Annotated in this window: 17 protein-coding genes; 12 read left to right on the forward strand and 5 right to left on the reverse strand. The window is 64.4% G+C overall.

Annotated features, from left to right (window positions below):
• The first annotated feature begins 27 nt into the window (after window positions 1-27).
• The 12 genes from BUB39_RS14685 (at window position 28) to BUB39_RS14740 (ending at window position 13,406) form a co-directional block, all read left to right on the forward strand.
• On the forward strand, window positions 28-1,407 hold the full coding sequence (locus BUB39_RS14685; RefSeq protein ID WP_244540259.1) for an aminotransferase: 1,380 nt from the start codon (window positions 28-30) through the stop codon (window positions 1,405-1,407).
• Window positions 1,404-2,525: a class II histone deacetylase gene (locus BUB39_RS14690; protein ID WP_073054683.1), complete on the forward strand. Its 1,122-nt coding sequence runs from the start codon at window positions 1,404-1,406 to the stop codon at window positions 2,523-2,525. The genes BUB39_RS14685 and BUB39_RS14690 overlap by 4 nt, the downstream gene beginning before the upstream one ends.
• 14 nt (window positions 2,526-2,539) lie before the next feature.
• Window positions 2,540-3,979, forward strand: coding sequence for an aldehyde dehydrogenase family protein (locus BUB39_RS14695; protein WP_244540260.1), 1,440 nt, complete (start codon window positions 2,540-2,542; stop codon window positions 3,977-3,979).
• A 40-nt stretch (window positions 3,980-4,019) separates the two neighbouring features.
• The gene (locus BUB39_RS14700) at window positions 4,020-5,360 is read left to right on the forward strand and encodes an 8-oxoguanine deaminase (protein WP_073054687.1); all 1,341 of its coding nucleotides are present in this window, start codon (window positions 4,020-4,022) and stop codon (window positions 5,358-5,360) included.
• A 22-nt stretch (window positions 5,361-5,382) separates the two neighbouring features.
• Window positions 5,383-6,219 (forward strand): ABC transporter ATP-binding protein, encoded by an 837-nt coding sequence (locus BUB39_RS14705; protein WP_139251486.1) that lies wholly within the window; start codon window positions 5,383-5,385, stop codon window positions 6,217-6,219.
• Window positions 6,216-7,766: an ABC transporter permease gene (locus BUB39_RS14710; RefSeq protein ID WP_073054689.1), complete on the forward strand. Its 1,551-nt coding sequence runs from the start codon at window positions 6,216-6,218 to the stop codon at window positions 7,764-7,766. The genes BUB39_RS14705 and BUB39_RS14710 overlap by 4 nt, the downstream gene beginning before the upstream one ends.
• Window positions 7,763-8,212: a VOC family protein gene (locus tag BUB39_RS14715; RefSeq protein WP_073054691.1), complete on the forward strand. Its 450-nt coding sequence runs from the start codon at window positions 7,763-7,765 to the stop codon at window positions 8,210-8,212. The genes BUB39_RS14710 and BUB39_RS14715 overlap by 4 nt, the downstream gene beginning before the upstream one ends.
• Before the next feature lie 352 nt (window positions 8,213-8,564).
• Window positions 8,565-9,548 (forward strand): ABC transporter substrate-binding protein, encoded by a 984-nt coding sequence (locus BUB39_RS14720; RefSeq protein ID WP_073054693.1) that lies wholly within the window; start codon window positions 8,565-8,567, stop codon window positions 9,546-9,548.
• Between the two features lie 29 nt (window positions 9,549-9,577).
• Window positions 9,578-10,684 carry an NADH:flavin oxidoreductase/NADH oxidase gene (locus tag BUB39_RS14725; RefSeq protein WP_073054696.1) on the forward strand — a complete coding sequence of 369 codons (1,107 nt, stop codon included), beginning with the start codon at window positions 9,578-9,580 and terminating at the stop codon, window positions 10,682-10,684.
• Window positions 10,681-11,754 (forward strand): aldo/keto reductase, encoded by a 1,074-nt coding sequence (locus tag BUB39_RS14730; protein WP_073054698.1) that lies wholly within the window; start codon window positions 10,681-10,683, stop codon window positions 11,752-11,754. Before BUB39_RS14725 ends, BUB39_RS14730 begins: the two co-directional genes overlap by 4 nt.
• Window positions 11,755-12,714, forward strand: coding sequence for a nucleoside hydrolase (locus BUB39_RS14735; protein WP_073054700.1), 960 nt, complete (start codon window positions 11,755-11,757; stop codon window positions 12,712-12,714).
• A 119-nt stretch (window positions 12,715-12,833) separates the two neighbouring features.
• The gene (locus BUB39_RS14740) at window positions 12,834-13,406 is read left to right on the forward strand and encodes an ECF transporter S component (protein WP_073054703.1); all 573 of its coding nucleotides are present in this window, start codon (window positions 12,834-12,836) and stop codon (window positions 13,404-13,406) included.
• 92 nt (window positions 13,407-13,498) lie between these two features.
• Here BUB39_RS14740 and BUB39_RS14745 read toward each other — a convergent pair whose 3' ends face one another.
• From BUB39_RS14745 to nadA, 5 genes are all read right to left on the reverse strand, one after another.
• Window positions 13,499-16,633, reverse strand: coding sequence for an efflux RND transporter permease subunit (locus tag BUB39_RS14745; RefSeq protein ID WP_084527521.1), 3,135 nt, complete (start codon window positions 16,631-16,633; stop codon window positions 13,499-13,501).
• A gap of 11 nt (window positions 16,634-16,644) precedes the next feature.
• Entirely contained in the window at window positions 16,645-17,844 is a 1,200-nt protein-coding gene (locus tag BUB39_RS14750) for an efflux RND transporter periplasmic adaptor subunit (RefSeq protein WP_073054708.1), read from the reverse strand.
• Between the two features lie 215 nt (window positions 17,845-18,059).
• Entirely contained in the window at window positions 18,060-18,905 is an 846-nt protein-coding gene (nadC, locus tag BUB39_RS14755; RefSeq protein WP_073054710.1) for a carboxylating nicotinate-nucleotide diphosphorylase, read from the reverse strand.
• Between the two features lies 1 nt (window position 18,906).
• A complete protein-coding gene (locus tag BUB39_RS14760; RefSeq protein WP_073054712.1) occupies window positions 18,907-20,454 on the reverse strand; it encodes an L-aspartate oxidase in 1,548 nt (515 codons plus the stop codon).
• Window positions 20,451-21,458: a quinolinate synthase NadA gene (nadA, locus tag BUB39_RS14765; protein WP_073054714.1), complete on the reverse strand. Its 1,008-nt coding sequence runs from the start codon at window positions 21,456-21,458 to the stop codon at window positions 20,451-20,453. The genes BUB39_RS14760 and nadA overlap by 4 nt, the downstream gene beginning before the upstream one ends.
• Window positions 21,459-21,498: the final 40 nt, after the last annotated feature.

The following is a 21,498-nucleotide window of genomic DNA, read 5'->3' on the forward strand; positions in this document are numbered from 1 at the left end:
TCCTGAAGATGCGAGGAGCAGACGAACATGGCCTATCGGGAAATGGACACGCAGGGCTGGCAGGTGCTGGACCGCGCCCATTATCTGCATCCCTTCACGGACCATGCGAGCCTGCGCCAGGGCGGAGCCCGCGTCGCCGTGCGCGGCGAGGGCATCTATGTCTGGGATACCGAAGGGACGCGCATCATCGACGGCCTTTCCGGGCTCGGCAATGTGAATATCGGCTATGGGCGGCGCGAGCTGGTCGAGGCCGCGGCTTCGCAGATGCTTGAGCTTTCCTATTGCCAGTCCTTCTTCAAGACGACGCATCGCTCGGCGGTCATGCTTGCCGAGAAGCTGACATCGATGCTGCCCGACAGCCTCAACCACGTCTTCTTTCAGTCGTCCGGCTCTGAGGCCAACGAGACCGCCATTCGTCTGGTGCGGCACTATTGGGACCTTGCCGGACGGCCGCAGAAGCGGATGATCATCGGGCGTGAGCTTGCCTATCACGGCTCGACGCACATGGCGGCCAGCCTCTCCGGCATCCCGCCGATGCACAGCGCCGGCGGCGACATCCCGATGCCGAGCGTCACCCATATCAAGACGGCCTATCAGTATCGCAACGGCTTCGGCATGGACCCGGCTGAGTTCGGCGTGCTTGCCGCGAGCTGGCTCGAGGACAAGATCCTCGAGCTTGGGCCGGACAATGTCGCGGCCTTCATCGCCGAGCCCGCACAGAGCGCCGGCGGCGCGCTCTGTCCGCCCGAGACCTACTGGCCCGAGATCCAGCGCATTTGCAGGAAATATGACGTTCTGCTCATCCTCGACGAGGTCGTGATGGGCTTCGGGCGCACCGGCCACTGGTTCGGCCATCGCCGCTACGGCATCGAGCCGGACATCCTGCAGCTTGGCAAGGCGATCACCTCCGGCTACCTGCCGCTCTCCGCGACGGTCATCTCCGACCGTATTGCCGATCTGCTGATCGACAAGGGCGGCGAATGGGCTCACGGCTACACCTATTCCGGTCATCCGACCTGCTGCGCCGTGGCACTCGAAAACATCCGCATCCTCGACGAGGAGAAGTTGGTCGAGAACGCCGGCGCGACGCTGGCCCCTTATTTCAAGGCTAAGCTCGACTCATTCATCGATCATCCGTTGATCGGCGACGTGCGCTCGGTCGGGCTGATGGGCGGGCTGGAGATCGTGCAGGACAAGGCAACGCGCGAGGCGTTTCCCTACGAGGCCCATATTGGCGACTATTGCGCCGCCGAGGGCCTGAAGCGCGGCCTCGCCTTCCGCGCCAATGGCGACACGATGAGCCTAATGCCGCCTCTGGTCACGACGATCGAACAATTCGACACGATCTTCGACATCGCCCGTGAGGCGCTGGATGCCACCGCGAAAGAGTTCGGTGTCACGGCATGACGAAACCGACCGGCCTCGTCTGGCATGAATTGCTGATGTGGCACGACACGCATGCACTGGCGGGATTCATGCAATCCGGCCGCGGCGTGATCGAGCCCGACGAGCCATCGGAAAGCGCGGCTGGCAAGCGACGGATCAAGAACCTGCTCGATGTTGCAGGACTGACCGAGCAACTCCTTCTCATCAAGCCCCGGCCTGCGCGCGAGGAAGAGCTCGGCCGCGTTCATCACGTCGATTACATTGCCCGGTTGAAGGCGATGAGCGATGCGGATGGCGGCGACGCCGCGCTCGGCGATCCGGTCGGCGTGACGCCGTTCGGCCCTGGCGGCTACGAGATCGCGGCGCTGGCAGCAGGCGGCGTTCTCGAAGCGGTCGACGCGATCATGGAGGGCCGCGTCGCCAATGCGTACGCCCTGCTCCGTCCGCCCGGCCATCATGCAGAAGCGGCCCGTGGCTTCGGTTTCTGCATCTTCAACCACGGCGCCCTGGCCGCCCGCCACGCGCAACTGGTGCATGGTCTCCAGCGTGTCGCGATCCTTGATTGGGATGTCCATCACGGCAATGGCGCGGAACGGATCTTCTGGACCGATCCGAGCGTCCTGACGATCTCGATCCACCAGGACAACTGCTATCCGCCCCAATCAGGGCTGATCGATGCGATAGGCGGCGGCCCCGGTGCCGGCTATAATGTCAACGTTCCGCTGCCGCCCGGCTGCGGCAGCGGCGCATACCTTGCTGCCATGGATCGCGTCATCCTGCCGGCCCTCCGTGCTTTTTCGCCGGAGATGATCATCATCGCCTCTGGCCTCGACGCCGGCGCCTATGATCCGCAGGCACGCATGATGCTCGGCGGCAGCGCCTTCGCCGCCATGACAAAGCGCGTCATGAACGTCGCCGCCGATTGCTGCGACGGACGTCTTTTGCTGAACCACGAGGGCGGCTATCACCGGCCCTCGGTGCCGTTCCTCGGCCTTGCCATCATCGAGGCGCTGTCCGGCCTCAAGGGAAGCGTCGAGGATCCGTTCGAGCCGATCATCGCCGGAATGACCGGCCAAGACCTGCAGCCGCACCAGGACGCCGCCATCCGGCGCGTCGAGGCGCAGCTGTCGGACGTATGAAGAGAGAAAAGGCCGTGGCCGCGACAACGAGTTTCTATATCGGCGGCGCCTTCGTTGAACCGCTTTCAGGCACCCGCGCGCCGGTGATCAATCCGGCAACCGAGGAGGCGATCGCCACGATCAGCCTCGGCAACGCCGCCGACGTCGACCGCGCGGTCCAGAGCGCCCGCGACGCGTTTCCGGCCTTTGCGGCGACCAGCGTTGCGGAGCGGCTGGCACTCTTCGCGCGCATCGTCGAGGTCTTCAAGGCGCGGCGGGAGGATCTCGCTGCCGCCGTGACGGCCGAAATGGGGTCGCCGAAATGGCTTTCCTGGGAGCTGCAGACGGCGTCGAGCATCGTCTATTTCGAAAGCGCCGCCGAAGTTCTGCGCAATTTCGCCTTCGACGTGCCGCATGGGCAATCGCTGATCACGCATGAGCCGATCGGCGTCTGCGGCCTCATCACGCCCTGGAACTGGCCGCTCAACCAGATCGTCACCAAGCTAGCGCCGGCGCTCGCCGCAGGATGCACCGTGGTGCTCAAGCCGTCGGAACTGTCGCCGCTATCGGCGCTGATCCTCGCCGAGGTCATGCATGAGGCGGGCGTGCCGGCCGGTGTCTTCAACCTCGTCAATGGGACCGGACCGGTCGTCGGCGCGGCGATCGCTGCCCATCCCGACATCGACATGGTCTCCTTCACGGGTTCGACCCGCGCGGGCATTGCGGTCGCCAAGGCGGCCGCCGACACCGTAAAGCGTGTGCACCAGGAACTCGGCGGCAAATCTGCCAATATCGTGCTGCCGGACGCCGATCTCGATCTCGCCGTGACCGATGGCGTCAAGCGCTGCTTCATCAATTCCGGCCAGTCCTGCATCGCGCCGACGCGTATGCTGGTGCACGCGTCCCAGCTCGACGAGGTCATCGATCGCGCCCGCGCCGTGACGGCGTCGATGGTCGTCGGCGATCCGACATCGGCCGAGACGAGCATGGGCCCGGTGGCCGGCAGCGCTCAGTTCGCCAAGGTCCAAGGCATGATCGAGACCGGAATCGCCGAAGGGGCGCGCCTCGTCGAGGGCGGTCCCGGACGGCCGCAGGACCTCAACCGCGGCTATTTCGTGCGTCCCAGCATTTTCGCGGATGTGACACCCGACATGACCATCGCGCGGCAGGAGATCTTCGGTCCGGTTCTTTCGATCCTCACCTATCGCAACGAGGAAGAGGCGGTGCGGATCGCCAATGACAGCGTCTATGGCCTCGCCGGCTATGTCTATTCACGCGACGCTGACCATGCCCGCGCCACCGCCCGCCGCATCCGCGCCGGCCGCGTCTTCATCAACAATCCCTGGTTCGACTTCGAGGCGCCGTTCGGCGGCTACAAGCAATCCGGCAATGGCCGCGAACTCGGCGATCACGGCATGCGCGAGTTTTTGGAGGTGAAGGCGGTGCTCGGCTGGGACGCGGGGGCGGTACGGTGAGCCCTTCCTCCCTCTTCATTTTCCTAGGGAAGCATTTCTGATGCGCACATGGCTCCGTGATCCGATCGCCATCCTTGCAGAGGGCGCCGAGCGCGGAATCGTCGTCGAGGGCAGCCGCATCGTGGCGCTGGTCGGGCGCGACGATCCCGACCCGCAGCATGACGCAGCGTTCGATGCGAGCCGCCATGTCGTGCTGCCCGGCCTCGTCAACACGCATCATCATTTCTTCCAGACGCTGACGCGCGCCCATCCGGCCGCGATCAACAAGGAACTGTTTCCCTGGCTGAAGGCGCTCTATCCGCTCTGGGGCGATCATCTCGACCGCGACAGCTTTCGCCTTGCCACGCGCCTGGCGCTGACCGAACTGCTGCTGTCCGGCTGCACGACGGCGTCAGACCATCTCTTCGTGTTCCCGGCCGACATGCCCGACGCCGTCGATATCGAAGTTGAGGAGGCCGCAAAGCTTGGCATGCGCGTTGCCCTGACGCGCGGCGTCATCAATCTCGGCATGACCAAGGGCGGCATCGCGGACGAGCGGCTGATGCAGGATGACGACGTCGTGCTCGCCGACTGTGAGCGCGTGCTCGGCCGCTATCACGATCGCCGTCCTGGTGCCTATTCGACGGTGGCGCTTGCGCCCTGCGCGCCGTTCAACGTGACGCGCGAGATGATGTGCGCAGCGGCGGAACTAGCTGAAAAGCACGATTGCCGGCTGCACACCCATCTCGGCGAAACCGAGGACGAGAACGATTTCTGCCTGTCGCGCTTCGGCATGCGGCCACTCGATTATCTGGAGGAGGTCGGTTGGCTGAACGACCGCGTCTGGCTCGCGCACGGCATTCATTTCGACGATGCGGAGGTTGCCCGGCTCGGCCGCCACCGCGTGGGCGTTTGCCATTGCCCGACTTCCAACATGGTGCTCGCCTCGGGCATCTGCCGCACCAAGGAGCTGGAGGCGGCCGGCGCCATCGTCGGGCTCGGTGTCGATGGCTCCGCGTCGAACGACTCGTCCAATATGATGGAGGCCGTGCGCCATGCTCTGATGATCGGGAGGCTGCGCTACGATGCGGCGGCGGTCACCCATCTCGACGCGCTGCGCTGGGCCACCGAAGGCTCCGCCGCCTGTATCGGGCGGTCCGATATCGGGCGGATCGCGGTCGGCATGGAGGCTGATCTGGCGCTGTTCACGCTCAACGAATTGCGCTTTTCCGGCGCTGGCGACCCGATTGCCGCACTGGTTCTGTGCGGTGCGCACACGGCGGATCGTGTCATGGTCGGCGGCGCGTGGCGCGTGATCGATAGCGCCCCTGTCGGTGTCGATCTTGCAAGGCTGCGGCACGAACATGGCGCCGCAGCCAGCGCCTTTTTGAAGGCCCTCTGAAGAAGGACATCGCACGCCAGTCATGAACGCCCTGCCCGCGCCGGAAAGCCTGACGTCTCCGCATGTGCCCGAAACAGTCGGCCCAGTCGACGTCATCATCGACCAGGCCGGAAAGACGTTTCAGACGGCGCGCGGACCGGTGCGGGCGCTCGATCCGATTTCCTTGAAAATCCCACGCGGCGCCTTCGTCGCGCTGATCGGGCCCTCCGGCTGCGGCAAGTCCACATTGCTGCGGATGATTGCGGGCCTTGAGCAGCCGGACGAAGGAGGCGCCGTACTCGTGCGCAGCAAGCATCCCGAGCAGTTCCGCAAGGAAGGCGAGCTTGGTATCGCCTTCCAGGATCCGGCATTGCTTCCATGGCGCAGCGTTGCCGACAACGTCGCCTTTCCGCTGCAGATTCTCGGCCGCCCGGTGAAACGGCATCAGGCGACCGTCCAGTCGTTGATCGAACTCGTCGGTCTCAAGGGCTACGAGCAGGCACTGCCCGGCCAGCTTTCCGGCGGCATGCGCCAGCGCGTCGCGATCGCCCGCTCGCTGGTGACCGACCCGTCGGTGCTGCTACTGGACGAGCCGTTCGGCGCGCTCGATCAGATCCTCCGCCGCGCAATGAACGTGGAATTGCAGCGCATCTGGGCAGCGCGGCAGACAACGACTTTGCTGGTCACCCATGGCATCGACGAGGCTGTTTTCCTCGCTGACACGGTCGTGGTGATGCATGCGAAGCCCGGCCGCATCGCCGAAATCATCACAGTGCCCTTCGCGAGACCACGCCTGCCGAGCCTCTTCAGCAGTCCCGATTTTCATGCGCTCTGCGATCGGCTGACGGAGAGTCTCCATGGCGAGGACGGGTCGCAATGATCGCGCCCTCCACGCGAGAGAATGCGCGTATCCTGTTTGGAACGCTCATATTCTTTGCTGTCTGGGAGTTCATCGGCGCAACGACGTCGTGGGGCGTTGCGATGGTGCCAGCGCCGTCCCGCATTCTCATGCAGGCTTTCGCTGACCGTGAACTCTACTGGCTACATGGCAGCGCCACGATCCAGACATCGGCCATCGGATTCGCGATCGGTGTCACGGTCGCGGTCGTGGCCGCGCTGTTGTTCTGCCTGTCGCCAGGATTGGAACTCGCCTTTCGCGGTATCAACATTGCCCTCTTCGCCATGCCGGCGATCGTCATCGGCCCGCTGCTCGTGCTCTTCCTGAAAGGCGATTGGCCCCAGACGGTGCTGGCGGCACTGATGGTCTACTTCCCGGCGATGTCGGCAACGCTGCTGGGCCTTCGCGCAGTCGATCCGCGCATCGCAGATCTCGTGGCAGCCTATGGCGGCGGCGAGGGGAAGCTGATGCGGTATGTGCGGCTTCGTGGTGCCCTGCCCGACCTCTTCGCCGGTTTCCGCGTCGCGGCCCCGCTTGCGGTGCTCGGCGCGGTGCTCGGCGAGTTCGGTTCCGGCACGCGCTGGGGCTTCGGCGCCTTCCTCCTGTCAGCCTTGCCCCAAGGCAATCCGGCGCGTCTCTGGGGCATCGGCCTCGCATCGAGCGCCATTGCATTGGCCGGCTACGCGCTGTTCCTGCTGCCCGCCCGCCGCCTCTCCGCGTCGAGCACCGCCGTGACGCTCGCCGCCGTGCAGACGGCCGCACGCTCCAATGGCGGCTGGAACTGGCAGAGGGTCACGCTCGCGGGCGTTTCCGTCGCCTTGCCTTTCGTCATCTGGTGGCTGGCCGTCACCCTTTCCCATGTCAGTCCAATCATAGCGCCCGGTCCTGGCCGCACCCTTATGTTCCTCATCGAAGGGCGGCAGGCGGCTGGTGCCCGCGCCGCGCTGCTGACGGCGCTCGGCCAGACGCTGCCCATCGCCCTTCTCGGGCTGCTCGCGGGCCTTGCCTTCGCTTTCGTGCTGGCCGCGCTCTCGCTGCTCGCGCCAGCCGTCGCGCGGGCGCTGCTACCCATCGCTCTCGTGGCGCAGAACATGCCACTGGTCGCGGTCGTGCCTTTCGTTGTGCTGGTCTTCGGCCGAGACGTGACAGCTTCGGTGTTCATGGCCATGCTCGTGGTGTTCTTTCCGGCCTATGTGCTGCTGCATCAAGGCTTCACGACCGTGCCCCGCGCGGCGAGTGATCTCGTCAGCGCCTACGGCGGCGGCCGATGGAAGCAGCTGGTTCACATCGCCATTCCCTATTCGATCGGCCACCTCTTCGCGGCGGCGAGGCTCGTCGCGCCGCAAGCGCTGCTGGGCGTGATGGTGGCAGAATGGCTGCTTTCGGGAGTTGGCCTCGGCAACTTACTCAATATCTCCCGCGGCGGGCTCGACTACGACATGATCTGGGCCGGCGCGCTCATCTCCATCCTCATCTCGGTCGCCGCCTATGAGGCGGTCGGCTTCATCGAACGGAAGGTCGGCCGATGACGGGCATGATCAGATGGCACCATGCCTCGCTCACGGTTTCCGAAATCGACCCGGCGATCGCCTTCTTTGGCGAGGTGTTCGGTTTCGAGCCGATCTTCATCGAACGCGGCATGCGCGACGACATCGTCGCGCTGACGGGACAACAAGGCCTTTCCTGCGATTTCACTCAGATGCGTTCCGATGCCTATCCGCTCATCCTCGAACTGATCGCGTTCCACTCCGACGCCGCGCCGCGGCCAGAGGCTGACGCGCTGCCTTGGCGACCGGGGGCCGGCCACGTGGCTTTTCATGTCGATGACTTCGACCAAACCGTCGCCCTCGCCGTCCGGCAAGGAGCCAGCATGCTCGGCCGTGCGATCGATTTTCCCGGTGGACGGTCGATTTATTGCCGCGCGCCAGGCGGGGCCTTCTTCGAGATCGAATATCTCTCCGACGGTGCAGGTTGAGGCGATTTGCCATGGTTTTTCGCGCGCTGCCGCAGGATTGCACCGGTCATCACAAGAATGAGCAGCCGCTGCCTATAACTTGGACACAGTATTGGCCCGGTCTGCATATTAGGCAGTTGAACCTGGATGCACCGGCGATACAATCCGTATTCAAGGTTCTGATCGACCGAGAATTCGGGTCGAACCGACTGCTGATGCGATCGCGCCTTCGGCATTGCCATGGGCAGGTTCGAGTCAGACCGTCGACCATATCACCCGTTCGCGCCACCGCAGGCCGCCGCGGCTCCGCCTCCCTCGGAGCCAGCGCGCCTTGGGGCTTGTCACTCCCCTCCGCTGATACAGGAGCCGATCAATGATGTTCACTCAGACCCGCCGCGCCTTCGGCAAGACTGCCCTTGCCGGCCTCGCCGCGGCGGCATTCGCCCCGATCGGACGGGCTCGTGCCGCCGAGGCGCCGCTCTCCTTCCAGTCGATCTGGATCAACGATCCCGAGTTCATCGGCTATTTCATCGCCATCGACAAAGGTTGGTACAAGGAAGGGGGACTCGACCTCACCTATTTGCCCGGCGGCCCCGATGTCATTCCGCAGGCCTCGTTGCTGACCGGCAAGGCCGACATCGCGCTGACCTCGCTGATCGAGACGGCCTCGGCCGTGTCCGAAAAGGGCGCGACGTTCAAGATCATCGGCGCGCAGTTTCAGAAGAGCCCGGACAGCGTCATCAGCCTTGAGGCGACCGGCATCAAGTCGATCAAGGATCTGGTCGGCAAGACCGTCGCCTGCCCGCCGCTCAGCCTCGGCACCTTCAAGGTGTTGCTCGGTCTCAATGGCGTCACGGAAGATCAGGTCAAGATCGTTCCCTACGCCTTCGATCCGACGCCGCTCGCGACTGGCCAGGTCGATGCCGTTGTCGACTTCATGACGTCGTTGCCGTTCATCGTCGAGCAGACATCGGGCAAGAAGGCGAGCTACCTGCTGTTCTATGATTTCGGCCTGCCCTTCGGCCAGGATCTTGTCACCGTCAACGAAGAGACTCTGAAGACGCGCCGCAAGGATATCGTCGCCTTCATGCGCGCAAGCCGCAAAGGCTGGGACGAAGACTTCGCCAATCCTGAGAAATACACGAAAGAGTATGAGAACACCTGGTTCAAGGGCAATGGTTATACGCCGGAAGCGGCGCTGTTCCATTCGCGTATCCAGGTCGACCTCATGAAGAACCCGAACGGCGTCTTCGCGATGGACGACGACTGGATCGAGAAGAACCTCGCGACGCTCGACAAGGTTGGGGTCAAAGCCGACAAAAGCTTGTTCGATACGAGCATTCTCAAGGAACTCTGACTGGGACGGCCGGCAACGGCCAGTGATCAATGGCAAGCCTCTTTACGCCCCTGACCATCAGGGGCGTGACCTTCAAGAACCGCATCGTCGTTTCACCGATGTGCCAGTACGCCGCGAGCCAGGGCTTCGCGACGGACTGGCATTTCGACCATCACGCGCGCTTCGCTCTTGGCGGGGTCGGCGGCGCACTGGTCGAGGCGACGGGCATCACGCCGGATGGTCGCATCACGCCCGAGTGCCTCGGCGTCTGGGATGATGCGCATGTCGAGGGCCTCGCCCGCATCGCCGCGACCTATCACAGGCAGGGCGCGGTGATCGGCATCCAGCTCTCGCATGCCGGCCGAAAGGGGAGTTCGACGGCCCCCTGGGATGGCGGTTGGGCGTTGCCATCAAGCGACCCGCGCGCCTGGGAAACGGTGGCGCCCTCGCCGATCGCCTATCACGAGGACTGGCCGGTTCCGCACGCCCTCGATGAAAGCGAGATCGTGGACGTCGTCGCTGCCTTCGTCGCGGCGGCTGGGCGCGCTGTCGCTGCGGGATTCGACTTTGTCGAAATCCATGGCGCGCATGGCTATCTGCTGCACAGCTTCGTGTCGCCGATCTCCAACCGACGCACGGACCGTTATGGCGGCACTCCGGAAAATCGGATGCGCCTCTCCCTCGAGGTGGCGACAGCGATCCGCGCAGCAATCCCCGACAACATGCCGCTTTTCTATCGCGCCTCCTGCATCGACAGGATTCCGGAAGAGGGCCTGACGCTCGACGATGCGGTGGCGCTCGCCAAGGCGCTGAAAGCGGCCGGTGTCGACGTCGTCGACTGTTCGGCCGGCGGCATCCTCGTTCGCACCAATCCCGGCCATATCAAGGAAGGGCCAGGCTTCCAGATCGGTTTCGCCGCACGCATCCGTGCAGAAGCCGATATCGCCACCATGGCCGTTGGCGCGATCACGGAGCCGGAACAGGCCGAGGACGTGATCGCCAGCGGCAAGGCCGATCTCGTGGCGATCGGCCGCGAGCTCCTGGCCGATTCCAATTTCGCGCATCGTGCGGCGGGCGCACTCGGCATCGACAAGCCCGATTTCGTGCTGCCCGAGCGCTATGCGTTCTATCTCCAGTTCCGGCGGCCGGCACCATGACGGCCCCGCTCGCCAAGGTTCCGCTCGGCCGCCGCTCAGGGCTCACAGTCTCGCGTGTCGGCTTCGGCTCGGCGCCGCTCGGCGACTTCTTTGAGAAGCTCGATGAACGCGAGGCGATCGCCACGGTGGAAGCGGCCTTTGCGGCCGGCATCACATTGGTTGATACCTCACCGCATTACGGCAACGGCCTCGCTGAGCATCGCATCGGCACGGCCCTTCGGGCGGCGCCGCGCGACAGCATTGTCATATCCACAAAGATCGGCCGGGTGATGAGCCCGGCCACGCCTGGCGGCGGCCCGGTGCCTCCGCCGGCGCGCGGCTTTGTCGGCAGCCTGCCGCATCGGCCGCAGTTCGACTATTCCTATGACGGCGTGATGCGCTCGTTCGAGCAGTCGCTGCTACGGCTCGGCACCGATCGTATCGACATCCTGCTGATCCACGATATCGACGCATGGACGCATGGCGAGGATCAGGTCGAGGCGCGCTACCGCCAGGCGCTCGACAGTGGCTACCGCGCGCTCGACCAGCTCCGGGCCGAAGGCAGTATCAAGGCGATCGGGCTCGGGCTCGATGATCATGACTGGTGCGAACGCTTCCTCAGCGCTGCCGATTTTGATGCTGTCCTGCTCGCCGGCCGCTATTCGCTGCTGGAACAGCCGGCCCTGCCGACGCTGCTGCCGCTCGCGCTCGAACAGGGCGTCGGCATCATGCTCGGTGGCATCTTCAATTCAGGCATCCTCGCCACAGGCGCCATCCCCGGAGCGCGCTATAACTACGAAGCTGCTCCGCCCGAGATCATGGACCGCGTCGCACGCATCGAAGCCGTCTGCCGTTCACATGGCGTGCCGCTCGCGCGCGCCGCCGTGCAGTTCGTGCTTGGCCATCCGGCCGTGTCCTCGCTCGTGCTCGGCGCGGTCAAGCCTGCCGAAATTGATCGTAACCTCGCCGCGCTCGATCAACCCGTGCCCGAAAGCCTCTGGTCCGACCTGAAGACCGAGGGGCTGCTCGATCCGGCAGCCCCCACACCCAACAAGGAGCCGCCCGTGCTCCAAACAAGGGAGACCGCCTGAATGCCTCTCAACGCTCCGGCCACGACGCTGTGGATCGATACCGATACCGGCTCCGACGACGCCGTCGCGCTCGTCATGGCATTCATGAATCCCACCGTCGAGATCGCCGGCATTTCGGTCGTCATGGGCAATTGCTCGCTGGAAAAGGCTCTGCAGAACGCGCTTTACACGCGCGAAATCTGCGGCGCCACGCATGTGCCCGTTTATGCCGGCATCGGCAAGGCGCTGATCCGCGGGCCGTTTGACGCCGTCAACGTGCATGGCGAGGACGGCATGGGCGATATCGGCCTGCCGCTCTCCGGTCGCCTTCCCGATGAGGGCCATGCCGTCGACAAGATGATCGAGGTCATCCTGTCGCGGCCCGGCGAGATCACGCTGGTGACTCTCGGGCCGCTGACCAATGTCGCGGTGGCGCTGGCACGCGAGCCGCGGCTTGCGCAGGCGGTCAAACATTGCGTCATCATGGGCGGAATTGGCGACGGACCCGGCAATGTCACGCCGGCTTCGGAATTCAATATCTATGCCGACCCCGACGCCGCTCGTATGGTTTTCCAATCCGGCATGCCGATCGTGATGTGCGGCTGGGAGGTTTCCTGCCGCTATGCCGTCGTCGAGCCTGCCGACACCGACGAGCTAAAAAGGGTCGGAGGGTCGCTCGGTGCGTTCTGCGTCGATATCCAGCGTTTCCTGGTCGAGTTCGCCACCAAGGTCTCGGGCCTGCCGGGCATCGACCTCCCCGATCCGATCACCATGGCGATCGCCATCGATCCGTCGATCGTGGTGAAGTCGAGTGAGGCTTTCGTGGAGGTCGTGAACGCCGATGGACCGGCGCTCGGACAGACGATCGTCGATCGCAAGCTGCATGCCGGCAAGCCGGTCAATGCCACGGTGGTGGATGTCGCCTCGCGCGACTGGTTCATGAAAATGCTGATCGACGCGGTGACACGCCCGGTCGGCTGATCAATCTAGACGCGGGACTTTCGTCCCGAGGTTGCCAGAGGCGGGGGCACGCTGAAGGCCAAGAAGGATGCCGGCCGAACGGCCGGTTGGGATGCGGTCTTTCTTCTCTGGGGAACAACATGAAGTTCGACAATAGAACGCTCGTTCTGATGGCGGCGGCCATCGTGATCAATATCGTCGTCGGCCAGATCGTCGCCTGGCTGAAACTCCCTCTGTTCATCGACTCGATCGGGACAATCCTTGTCGGAATCCTCGCCGGTCCGATCGCCGGCGCCATCGTGGGTACGCTCGCATGCCTGATCTGGGGGTTGATCCTTGATCCGGTCGCGGCAGCCTTCTTCCCGGTCGCGCTGGTCATCGGCGCCAGCGCCGGCATTCTCGCCCGCTATGGCTGGTTCTCCAGCCTCGGCAAGACCATCGTCTCGGGCGCCATCATCGCGGTCATCTCGACGATCGTCGCCATTCCGATCATCGTTTACATGTTCGGCGGCGTGACGGGCTCGGGCACGGACTTTGCCACCGCCTATCTGCTGGCCATGGGCACGCAGCTCATCCAGTCGGTTGCGATCTCCAACCTCGTGCAGAATCTCGCCGACAAGATCATCACGGCGGTCATCGCCTGGCTGATCGCGACGCGCCTGCCACGGAACTTCACCACCGGCCTGCCGTTCTTCGCCTACACGAAGCCCTGATCTTCAGCGCTGGGCCAAAGAAAAAAGCGGCCGTCCCTTTGTTCGGGGCGGCCGCCTTTTTTGTCAGTCTCCGGCTTTCGCCGGTCACGCGCTCAGTGCGCCGTAACGACTGTCTCGGGCGCTGCGGGCTTTGGCTTGCGGCGATCGGCGACGCGACGAACGACGACATAGAACATCGGCACCATGAAGATGCCGATCGACGTCGCCGCGAGCATGCCGCCCATGACGCCGATACCCACAGCGTTTTGGGCGCCCGAGCCGGCGCCCGTCGCGATGGCGAGCGGCAGAACGCCCAGGATGAAGGCGAGCGAGGTCATCAGGATCGGCCGCAGGCGCTGACGCGCGGCGAGCAGCGTCGCCTCGACCAGTTCCTTGCCGGCTGCCTGCTGGTCCCGTGCGAACTCGACGATCAGGATCGCGTTCTTCGCCGAGAGGCCGATCGTCGTCAGCAAGCCGACCTTGAAGTAGACGTCGTTCGATTGGCCGAAAAGCTTGGCCGCCACGAGAGCGCCGAGCACGCCGATCGGCACCGCAAGCATGACGGAGAACGGGATGGACCAGCTCTCATAGAGCGCCGCCAGGCACAGGAAGACAACGAGGATCGAGATCGCGTAGAGCGCCGTCGCCTGATTGCCGGAGAGCTGCTCCTGATAGGAAAGGCCGGTCCAGGCCGCCGTGAAGCCGGATGGAAGCTCCGAGACGAGCGTCAGCATCTCGTCCATCGCCGTGCCGGAACTGACACCTGCGGCGGACGAACCCTGGATGCTCACCGCCGATATGCCATTGTAGCGGTCGAGCTTCGGCGATGCCCGCGTCCAGCTCGACGAGGTGAAGCTTGAAAAGGGCACCATCTCGCCGCTCGCATTGCGAACGAACCAGCTGTCGAAGCTTCCAGGTTCTGTGCGGAATTCGGCGTCGCCCTGCACATAGACAGGCTTCACCTTGCCGCGATCGATGAAGTCGTTGACATAGGATCCCGCGAAGGCGACCGAGATCGTGCTGTTGATGTCAGCGAGATCGACGCCGAGCGCCTTTGCCTTGGCTTGGTCGATATCGACATTGAACTGGGCCTGATCCTCCTGCCCACCCTGACGAACGCCCACGACGAGCGGATCCTTGGCCGCTGCCGCGAGCAACTGGTCGCGCGCCGCCTTCAGCTGGTCCTGACCTGCCCCGGCCGTATCCTGGAGATACATCTCGAAGCCGTTCGATTGGCCGAGATTGGGGATGACGGGCGGCGCCAGAGCGATGACCTGCGCGTCGCGGATCTTCGAGAAGGCGGCCATTGCGCGTCCCGCGATCGCCGCAGAAGTCTGGTCCTTGCCTTTGCGCTCGTCGAAGTCCTTCAGCTTGATGAAGGCCATCGCGGAGTTCTGGCCGCTGCCATTGAAGCCGAAGCCGAGCGCTGAAAACACCGCGTCGACATCGCCCTTTTCCTCGTTGAGGAAATGCGCCTCGACCTGCTTGACCACCTCGAGGGTCCGGGCCTGCGTGGCACCGGATGGCAAGGTGATCATCGTCATCAGCACGCCCTGATCCTCCTCCGGCAGGAAGGAGCTCGGAAGGCGCACGAAGAGCAGGTAGACGCCGGCGACCATGATGAGGAACAGGGCGAGGAAGCGTACCGGACGACGAATGATGCCGCCGACGCCGCGGACATAGCTGTCAGTGCCGCGATCGAAATTTCGATTGAACCAGCCGAACAGCCCCTTTCGCTCGCCATGCTTGGCAGGCTTGAGCATGGTCGCGCAGAGCGCCGGCGTCAGCACGATGGCGACCAGAACGGAGAGCACCATCGCCGTGACGATCGTGACTGAGAACTGGCGGTAGATGACGCCGACCGAGCCAGAGAAGAACGCCATCGGCAGGAAGACGGCCGAGAGAACCATGGCGATGCCGATCAACGCGCCGGTGATCTCGCCCATGGATTTCTTCGTCGCTTCACGCGGCGACAACCCCTCCTCGGCCATCACGCGCTCGACATTCTCGACAACGACAATCGCGTCGTCGACGAGAAGGCCGATGGCCAGGACCATGGCGAACATCGTCAGCGTGTTGATGGAATAGCCGAAAAACGCCAGGACCCCGAACGTACCGAGCAAGACGACGGGCACCGCGATTGTCGGAATCAGCGTCGCGCGAATGTTCTGCAGGAACAGGAACATCACGAGGAAGACCAGAACAACGGCTTCGGCAAGCGTCTCGACCACCTTTTCGATCGAGAGCTTCACGAAAGGCGTCGTGTCATAGGGATATACGACCTCGATCGATGACGGCAGAGCGGCCGAGAGCCTCTCCATAGCCGCCTTGACGCCGGCCGAGGTGTTGATCGCATTCGCCCCGGTCGCGAGGTTGATACCAAACCCCGCCGCCGGCAGGCCGTTGTAGCGCGAGTATGAGCCGTAGCTCTCCGAGCCGATCTCGACCCGCGCGACGTCGCCAAGATGCACGATCGAGCCGTCGGTGGCCGTTTTCAGAATGATGTTACGGAATTGGTCGGGTGTCTGCAGCTGGCTCTGCGCCGTCACCGTAACATTGAGCTGCTGCCCAGCCGGGCTTGGCAATCCGCCGAGCTGGCCCGCCGAAACCTGCCTGTTCTGGACCGAGATCGCTGTCGAGATATCGCTCGGCATGAGCTGGTACTTGGCGAGCTTCGCCGGATCGAGCCAGATGCGCATCGCAAAGCCCGAGCCGAAGACGTTGATGTCGCCAACGCCCTCGACGCGCTTGATGACATCTTCAAATGTTGATGAGAAATAGTCTCCGAGATCCTGTGACGACAGGCTGCCGTCCTTCGACACCAACGCGCCGACCATCAGGATGCCGGAACTCGACTTGGTGACGCTGATACCCTGGTTGACCACGGCGTCGGGAAGCTGTGACTCGACCAGTTGCAGCTTGTTCTGCACCTGAACCTGCGCGATGTCGGGATCGACGCCGCTGGCGAAGGTGAGCTGGATCGAAGATGAACCAGTCGCGGAACTCGATCCGGACATGTAGTCTAGGTTTTCAAGCCCAGTCAGGCCCTGCTCGATGACCTTTGTCACGGAGTTCTCGACGGTCTCGGCGCTCGCACCCGGATAGGTGGCGGAGATGCGAACCGTCGTCGGTGCGATCTCGGGATATTGCGCAATCGGCAGCGTGTAGATTCCCAGCAATCCACCGAGCATGACGGCAATGGCAAGCACCCAAGCAAAGATCGGGCGGGCAATGAAGAAGTCGGCGATCGAACCGCGCTTCATTTCGCTGTCTCCTTCTCGCCAGAAGCTGCCGGCCCCGACTTGACCACGCCGTTTTCGTCGAGCGTGACGGCGACGGGCGCGACTGCCGCTCCATCACGGATCTTCTGCAAGCCGTCGACGATCAGGCGGTCGCCATCCTTGATCCCTTCGTCGACCAGCCAGTTGTTGCCGACAGCTTGAACCGTGTTGACGATGCGCGTCTCGACCTTGTTGTCGGCCGTGAGGAACATTGCCGTCGCCGCACCCTTGGCATTGCGATCCACCGCGCGCTGCGGCACCAGGAAGCCCGCCTTGTCGTCACCGAGTCCGACGATGGCGCGGACATACATGCCGGGCAGCAACACCCGGTCGGGATTGGCGAAGGTCGCGCGCATGGAGAAGGTGCCCGTCGTCTGGCTCACCGTCGCCTCCGAAGACTGCAACGTTCCGGTCTTGTCATAGGCGACGCCGTTATCAAGAATGAGCTTCACCTGCAGCGGCCCCTCGGGTCGCTGTAGCCGTCCGCTATCCATCAGCCCTCGGATGCGCAGAAGGTTGGCCGTCGAATCCGTGAGGTCCACATAGATTGGATCGATCTGGCGGATTGTGGCGAGCGCGGTGGTCTGGTTCGCCGTGACAAGCGCGCCTTCAGTCACCGCGGACGTGCTGATAAGGCCGCCGATCGGTGCTGTGACACTTGTGAAGCCGAGATTGATCTGGGCCGTCTCAACCGCAGCTTGCGCCGAGGCCACGTCCGCTTTGGCCTGGGCCAGCGTAGCCTTGGCGTCATCAAGACTCTGCGCCGTGACCGAATTCACGCCGACCAGCTGGTTGTAGCGGTCGACCTTTGCCTGTGCGCTCGGCACCGCGGCCTCGGCCTTCTGAAGTGAAGCCGCGGCAGAGTCATAGGTTGCCTGATAGGTGCGCGGGTCGATCTCGTAAAGAAGATCGCCGGCTTTCACCGTCGATCCTTCCGTGAAGACCCGCTTCCTGATGATTCCGTCCACCTGCGGCCTGATATCGGCAACTGCAGATGCGGTAGAACGACCGGCAATCTCAACGGTGATGGGCACCGGTTGCGCGTTCAAGGTCACGAAGCCGACCTCGACCGGCGCGCCGCTTCCGGGCGGGCCACTTGGCGACTTCTCGCCGGAACAGGCGGCCAATGCGGCAAAAAGACCGAGCATCAGCGCGGGCCTGACGTTGCGACGGTTCATGTAAGGTCTCCGGCCAAAAGGAACGAGGCTGCGACACCTCTCGACGCGATACGAACGAAACTCGCCGACGGGTCGGACTTTAGACCTTACAGCTAGAGGAAGTGTGTCTTTCGATTAGGTCGGAAAGGCTCGAAACATTGCCGTCACCCGCGCTTTCGTGTCGAAACATGGCTCTCAGGCCGTTGCGACATGTCTCGTTACGATTTGTTTCCAGCCTAGAAGTCCAGCCCGATATCAAGGATCGGCGCACTGTGCGTCAGCCAACCGACCGAAATGAGGTCGACACCGCTGGCAGCGATGGCGGGCGCCGTCGTCGGATTGATACGCCCCGACGCCTCGGTGATCGCACGACCATCAACCATCGTGACGGCGCGGGCGAGCATCGCCGGATCCATGTTGTCGAGCAGCACCGCGTCGACGCCAAGTTCGAGCGCCTCCGCGAGTTGGTCGAGGGTGTCGACTTCGAGCTCGATCTTCACGAGGTGGCCGACATGCGCCTTGGCTCTTTCGAGAGCGGGGCGAATGCCGCCGGCGATGGCGACATGGTTGTCCTTGATCAGCACCGCATCATCGAGGCCGAAGCGGTGGTTGGCGCCGCCGCCCGCCCGAACCGCATATTTCTCCACGGCGCGCAATCCAGGCGTTGTCTTGCGGGTGCAGACGATATGCGCCTTGTAACCCGAGACGGAGGCGACAATCGCCGATGTCGCGCTGGCGATGCCCGACAAACGGCACAGGAAATTGAGCGCCGTCCGCTCGGCCGTGAGAATGCCCCGGGCCGGACCACGAACCGACGCGATCGTGTCGCCGGGCGCTACCGCGACACCATCAGCCAAGGCGACTTCGACGCCGATATCCGGATCGATCAGCCGGAAGGCAAGACGCGCGAGGTCGATGCCGGCGATGATGCCCGGTTGGCGGGCGACGAGACGCGCTTCGGCGCGTGCGTCGGCAGGGACGATCGCATCGGTGGTGAGGTCGCCGGCGCGGCCAAGATCCTCGAGCAGCGTCGCGCGGACGAGCGGCTCGATCATGATCAGGGGAAGAGGATTGATCGGCACGTCAGGCGCTCCGGGCAGATGGAAAGACGGTTTCGGCGATGTCGCGCGCAGCGGCGAGCGCCGCGCTGGCGGTGATGCGGGTTCGAAGAGCGGCGCTCGCGCGCTCCGGATAATCCGTCCGGCTATGCGCACCGCGACTCTCGCGTCTCTCGAAGGCCGCGACGGCAATCATGAGGCCGACCAATGCCGGATCGGCAGCAGCCGAATTGCCGAGCGCGCGCGGCAGCAACGCCGCGACGGCCGATGCGAGCCCCTCCCCGTCGCGCAATACCCCGGCATGACGCGACAGGACCGGTCGGACGGATGATGGATCGGCAGCTGCTGGAACCTCGGCAAGTGGCGTCGGGCGGAATGGTCGTGCTGGCACCGCCTTGAGGCTTTCCGCCACGGCGGCGGCTGCCACGGCCGCCTCGGTGAGCGAATTGCTCGCGAGACGATTGGCCCCGTGCAGACCGGTCGAGGCGACCTCGCCGGCGGCCCAGAGGCCTTCGACGCTGCTCCGGCCGGCGGCATCCACTGCGATGCCGCCCATATGGTAATGCGCAGCGGGGCGGATAGGGATCGGATCGCGCGCAGGATCGAGGCCCGCCTCGCTGCAGAAGCGTGCGATCGCAGGAAAACGGGTACTGAAGCCGGCTCCCGGACGCGCGCGCGCATCCAGGAAGACGCTATGGCCGGCGGCGAGTTCTCTCCAGACGGCACGGGCGACAACATCGCGTGGCGCAAGTTCGGCGCCCGGCTCTGCGGCCAGGAAGCGCCGGCCGTCTTCGTCGATCAACAGCGCACCCTCGCCCCGCACCGCCTCGCTGATCAGCTTCATCGGCCGTGCAGCCGTTGCGAAGGCCGTCGGGTGAAACTGCACGAACTCGGGATCCGCGATCACCGCGCCGACGCGCGCGGCAAGCGCGAGACCCTGGCCGAAACAGGCGAGCGGATTGGTCGTTTCCTCATAAAGCCCACCGATGCCGCCCGTTGCCAGCACGACACGCGTGGTCGGAAGCACGGCGGCGCCATCTGGTCCGGCGATCAGAATGCCGGCGACCCTCCCCTCGCCATCGAGCAGCAGTCTCCGCGCCTCGACATGCTCGAGCGCAGTGATCGACGGTGTGCGCCTGACCGCTTCGACAAGCGCGCGGATGATCTCGCGGCCGGTTCCGTCACCGTCGGCGTGGACAATGCGGTTGCGACTATGGGCGGCCTCGAGGCCGAGGCGGAAGCCGCTCTCATGGCGGTCAAATTCGACGCCCAGCGCAGCCAGCCGGGCAATCGCGCCTGGTGCTGCCTCGACGATCCGACGCACCGCCGCTGCGTCGCAAAGGCCGTCGCCGGCTGCGAGCGTATCCTCATGGTGCAGAGCGGGGCTGTCGTCGTCGCCCATGCTCGCCGCCATGCCGCCCTGTGCCCAAGGGCTTGAAGCCTCGCCGCCGAGCGGCGCCTTGGTGAGAAGGACCACGGGCTGCGGCGCCAGGAAAAGGGCTGTTGCAAGCCCGGCAAGACCCGCACCGACGATCACCGGCTGGCCGGCGAGTACGGCAAGATCGGCGCTCATATCGCGAGCATCCGCTCGACGGAGCTGCGGGCCCGATCCGCGATCGCGGGATCAATCGTCACGACGTTGCGATTTTCCTCGAGCGCGCGGCGAATGTTCTTCAGTGTTATCCGCTTCATATGCGGACAGAGATTGCAGGGTCGGATGAATTCGAGGTCCGGATAATGGACGGCGACATTGTCGCTCATCGAGCATTCGGTGAGGAGCACCACGCGCGGCGGCCGATGATCGGCAACATAGTCGGTCATGGCGGCCGTTGAGCCTGCAAAGTCCGCCTCGGCGACGACTTCTGGCGGACATTCGGGATGGACGAGCACGGTGACGCCCGGATGGGCGGCGCGCAGTTCGCGGACGTCCTCGGCCGTGAAGCGCTCATGCACCTCGCATTGGCCGGCCCAAGTGATGATCTCGACGCCCGTCTCGGCGGCGACGTTGCGGGCCAGATACTGGTCCGGCAGCATGATGACCCTGGGCACGCCGAGTGACTCGACGATGCGCTTGGCGTTGCCCGAGGTGCAGCAGATGTCGACCTCGGCCTTCACGGCAGCGGTCGTGTTGACGTAAGCGACGATGGGAACGCCCGGATAGGCCTCGCGCATCAGGCGGATGTCGGCCGGCGTGATCGAATCGGCCAGCGAGCAGCCGGCTTCCGTATCCGGAATCAGCACGGTCTTTCCCGGATTCATCAGCTTTGCGGTTTCGGCCATGAACGAGACGCCGGCGAGCACGATGATATCGGCCTCGACATGCATCGCCTCGCGGGCAAGGGCCAGACTGTCGCCAACGATATCGGCGACGCAGTGGTAGATCTCGGGCGTCTGGTAATTGTGCGCCAGGATCACCGCGTTCTTCTCGCGCTTCAGCGCCAGGATCGCCTCGACGTCCTCGGCAAACAGCGCCCAGTCGGCGGGCGGCACGACGCTGCGGATCGGCGCATAGAGCGCCTCGGTGCGAGCGAGAAGCGCTGAGAAGGCGGTAGCGGTAACGGGGGCAGGAGCGTCCATGACAATACTCACTTTGAGCATAAGTTGGACATATGCTTAC

This window comes from Kaistia soli DSM 19436, assembly GCF_900129325.1.
In the GTDB taxonomy this organism is placed as follows: Bacteria; Pseudomonadota; Alphaproteobacteria; order Rhizobiales; family Kaistiaceae; genus Kaistia; species Kaistia soli.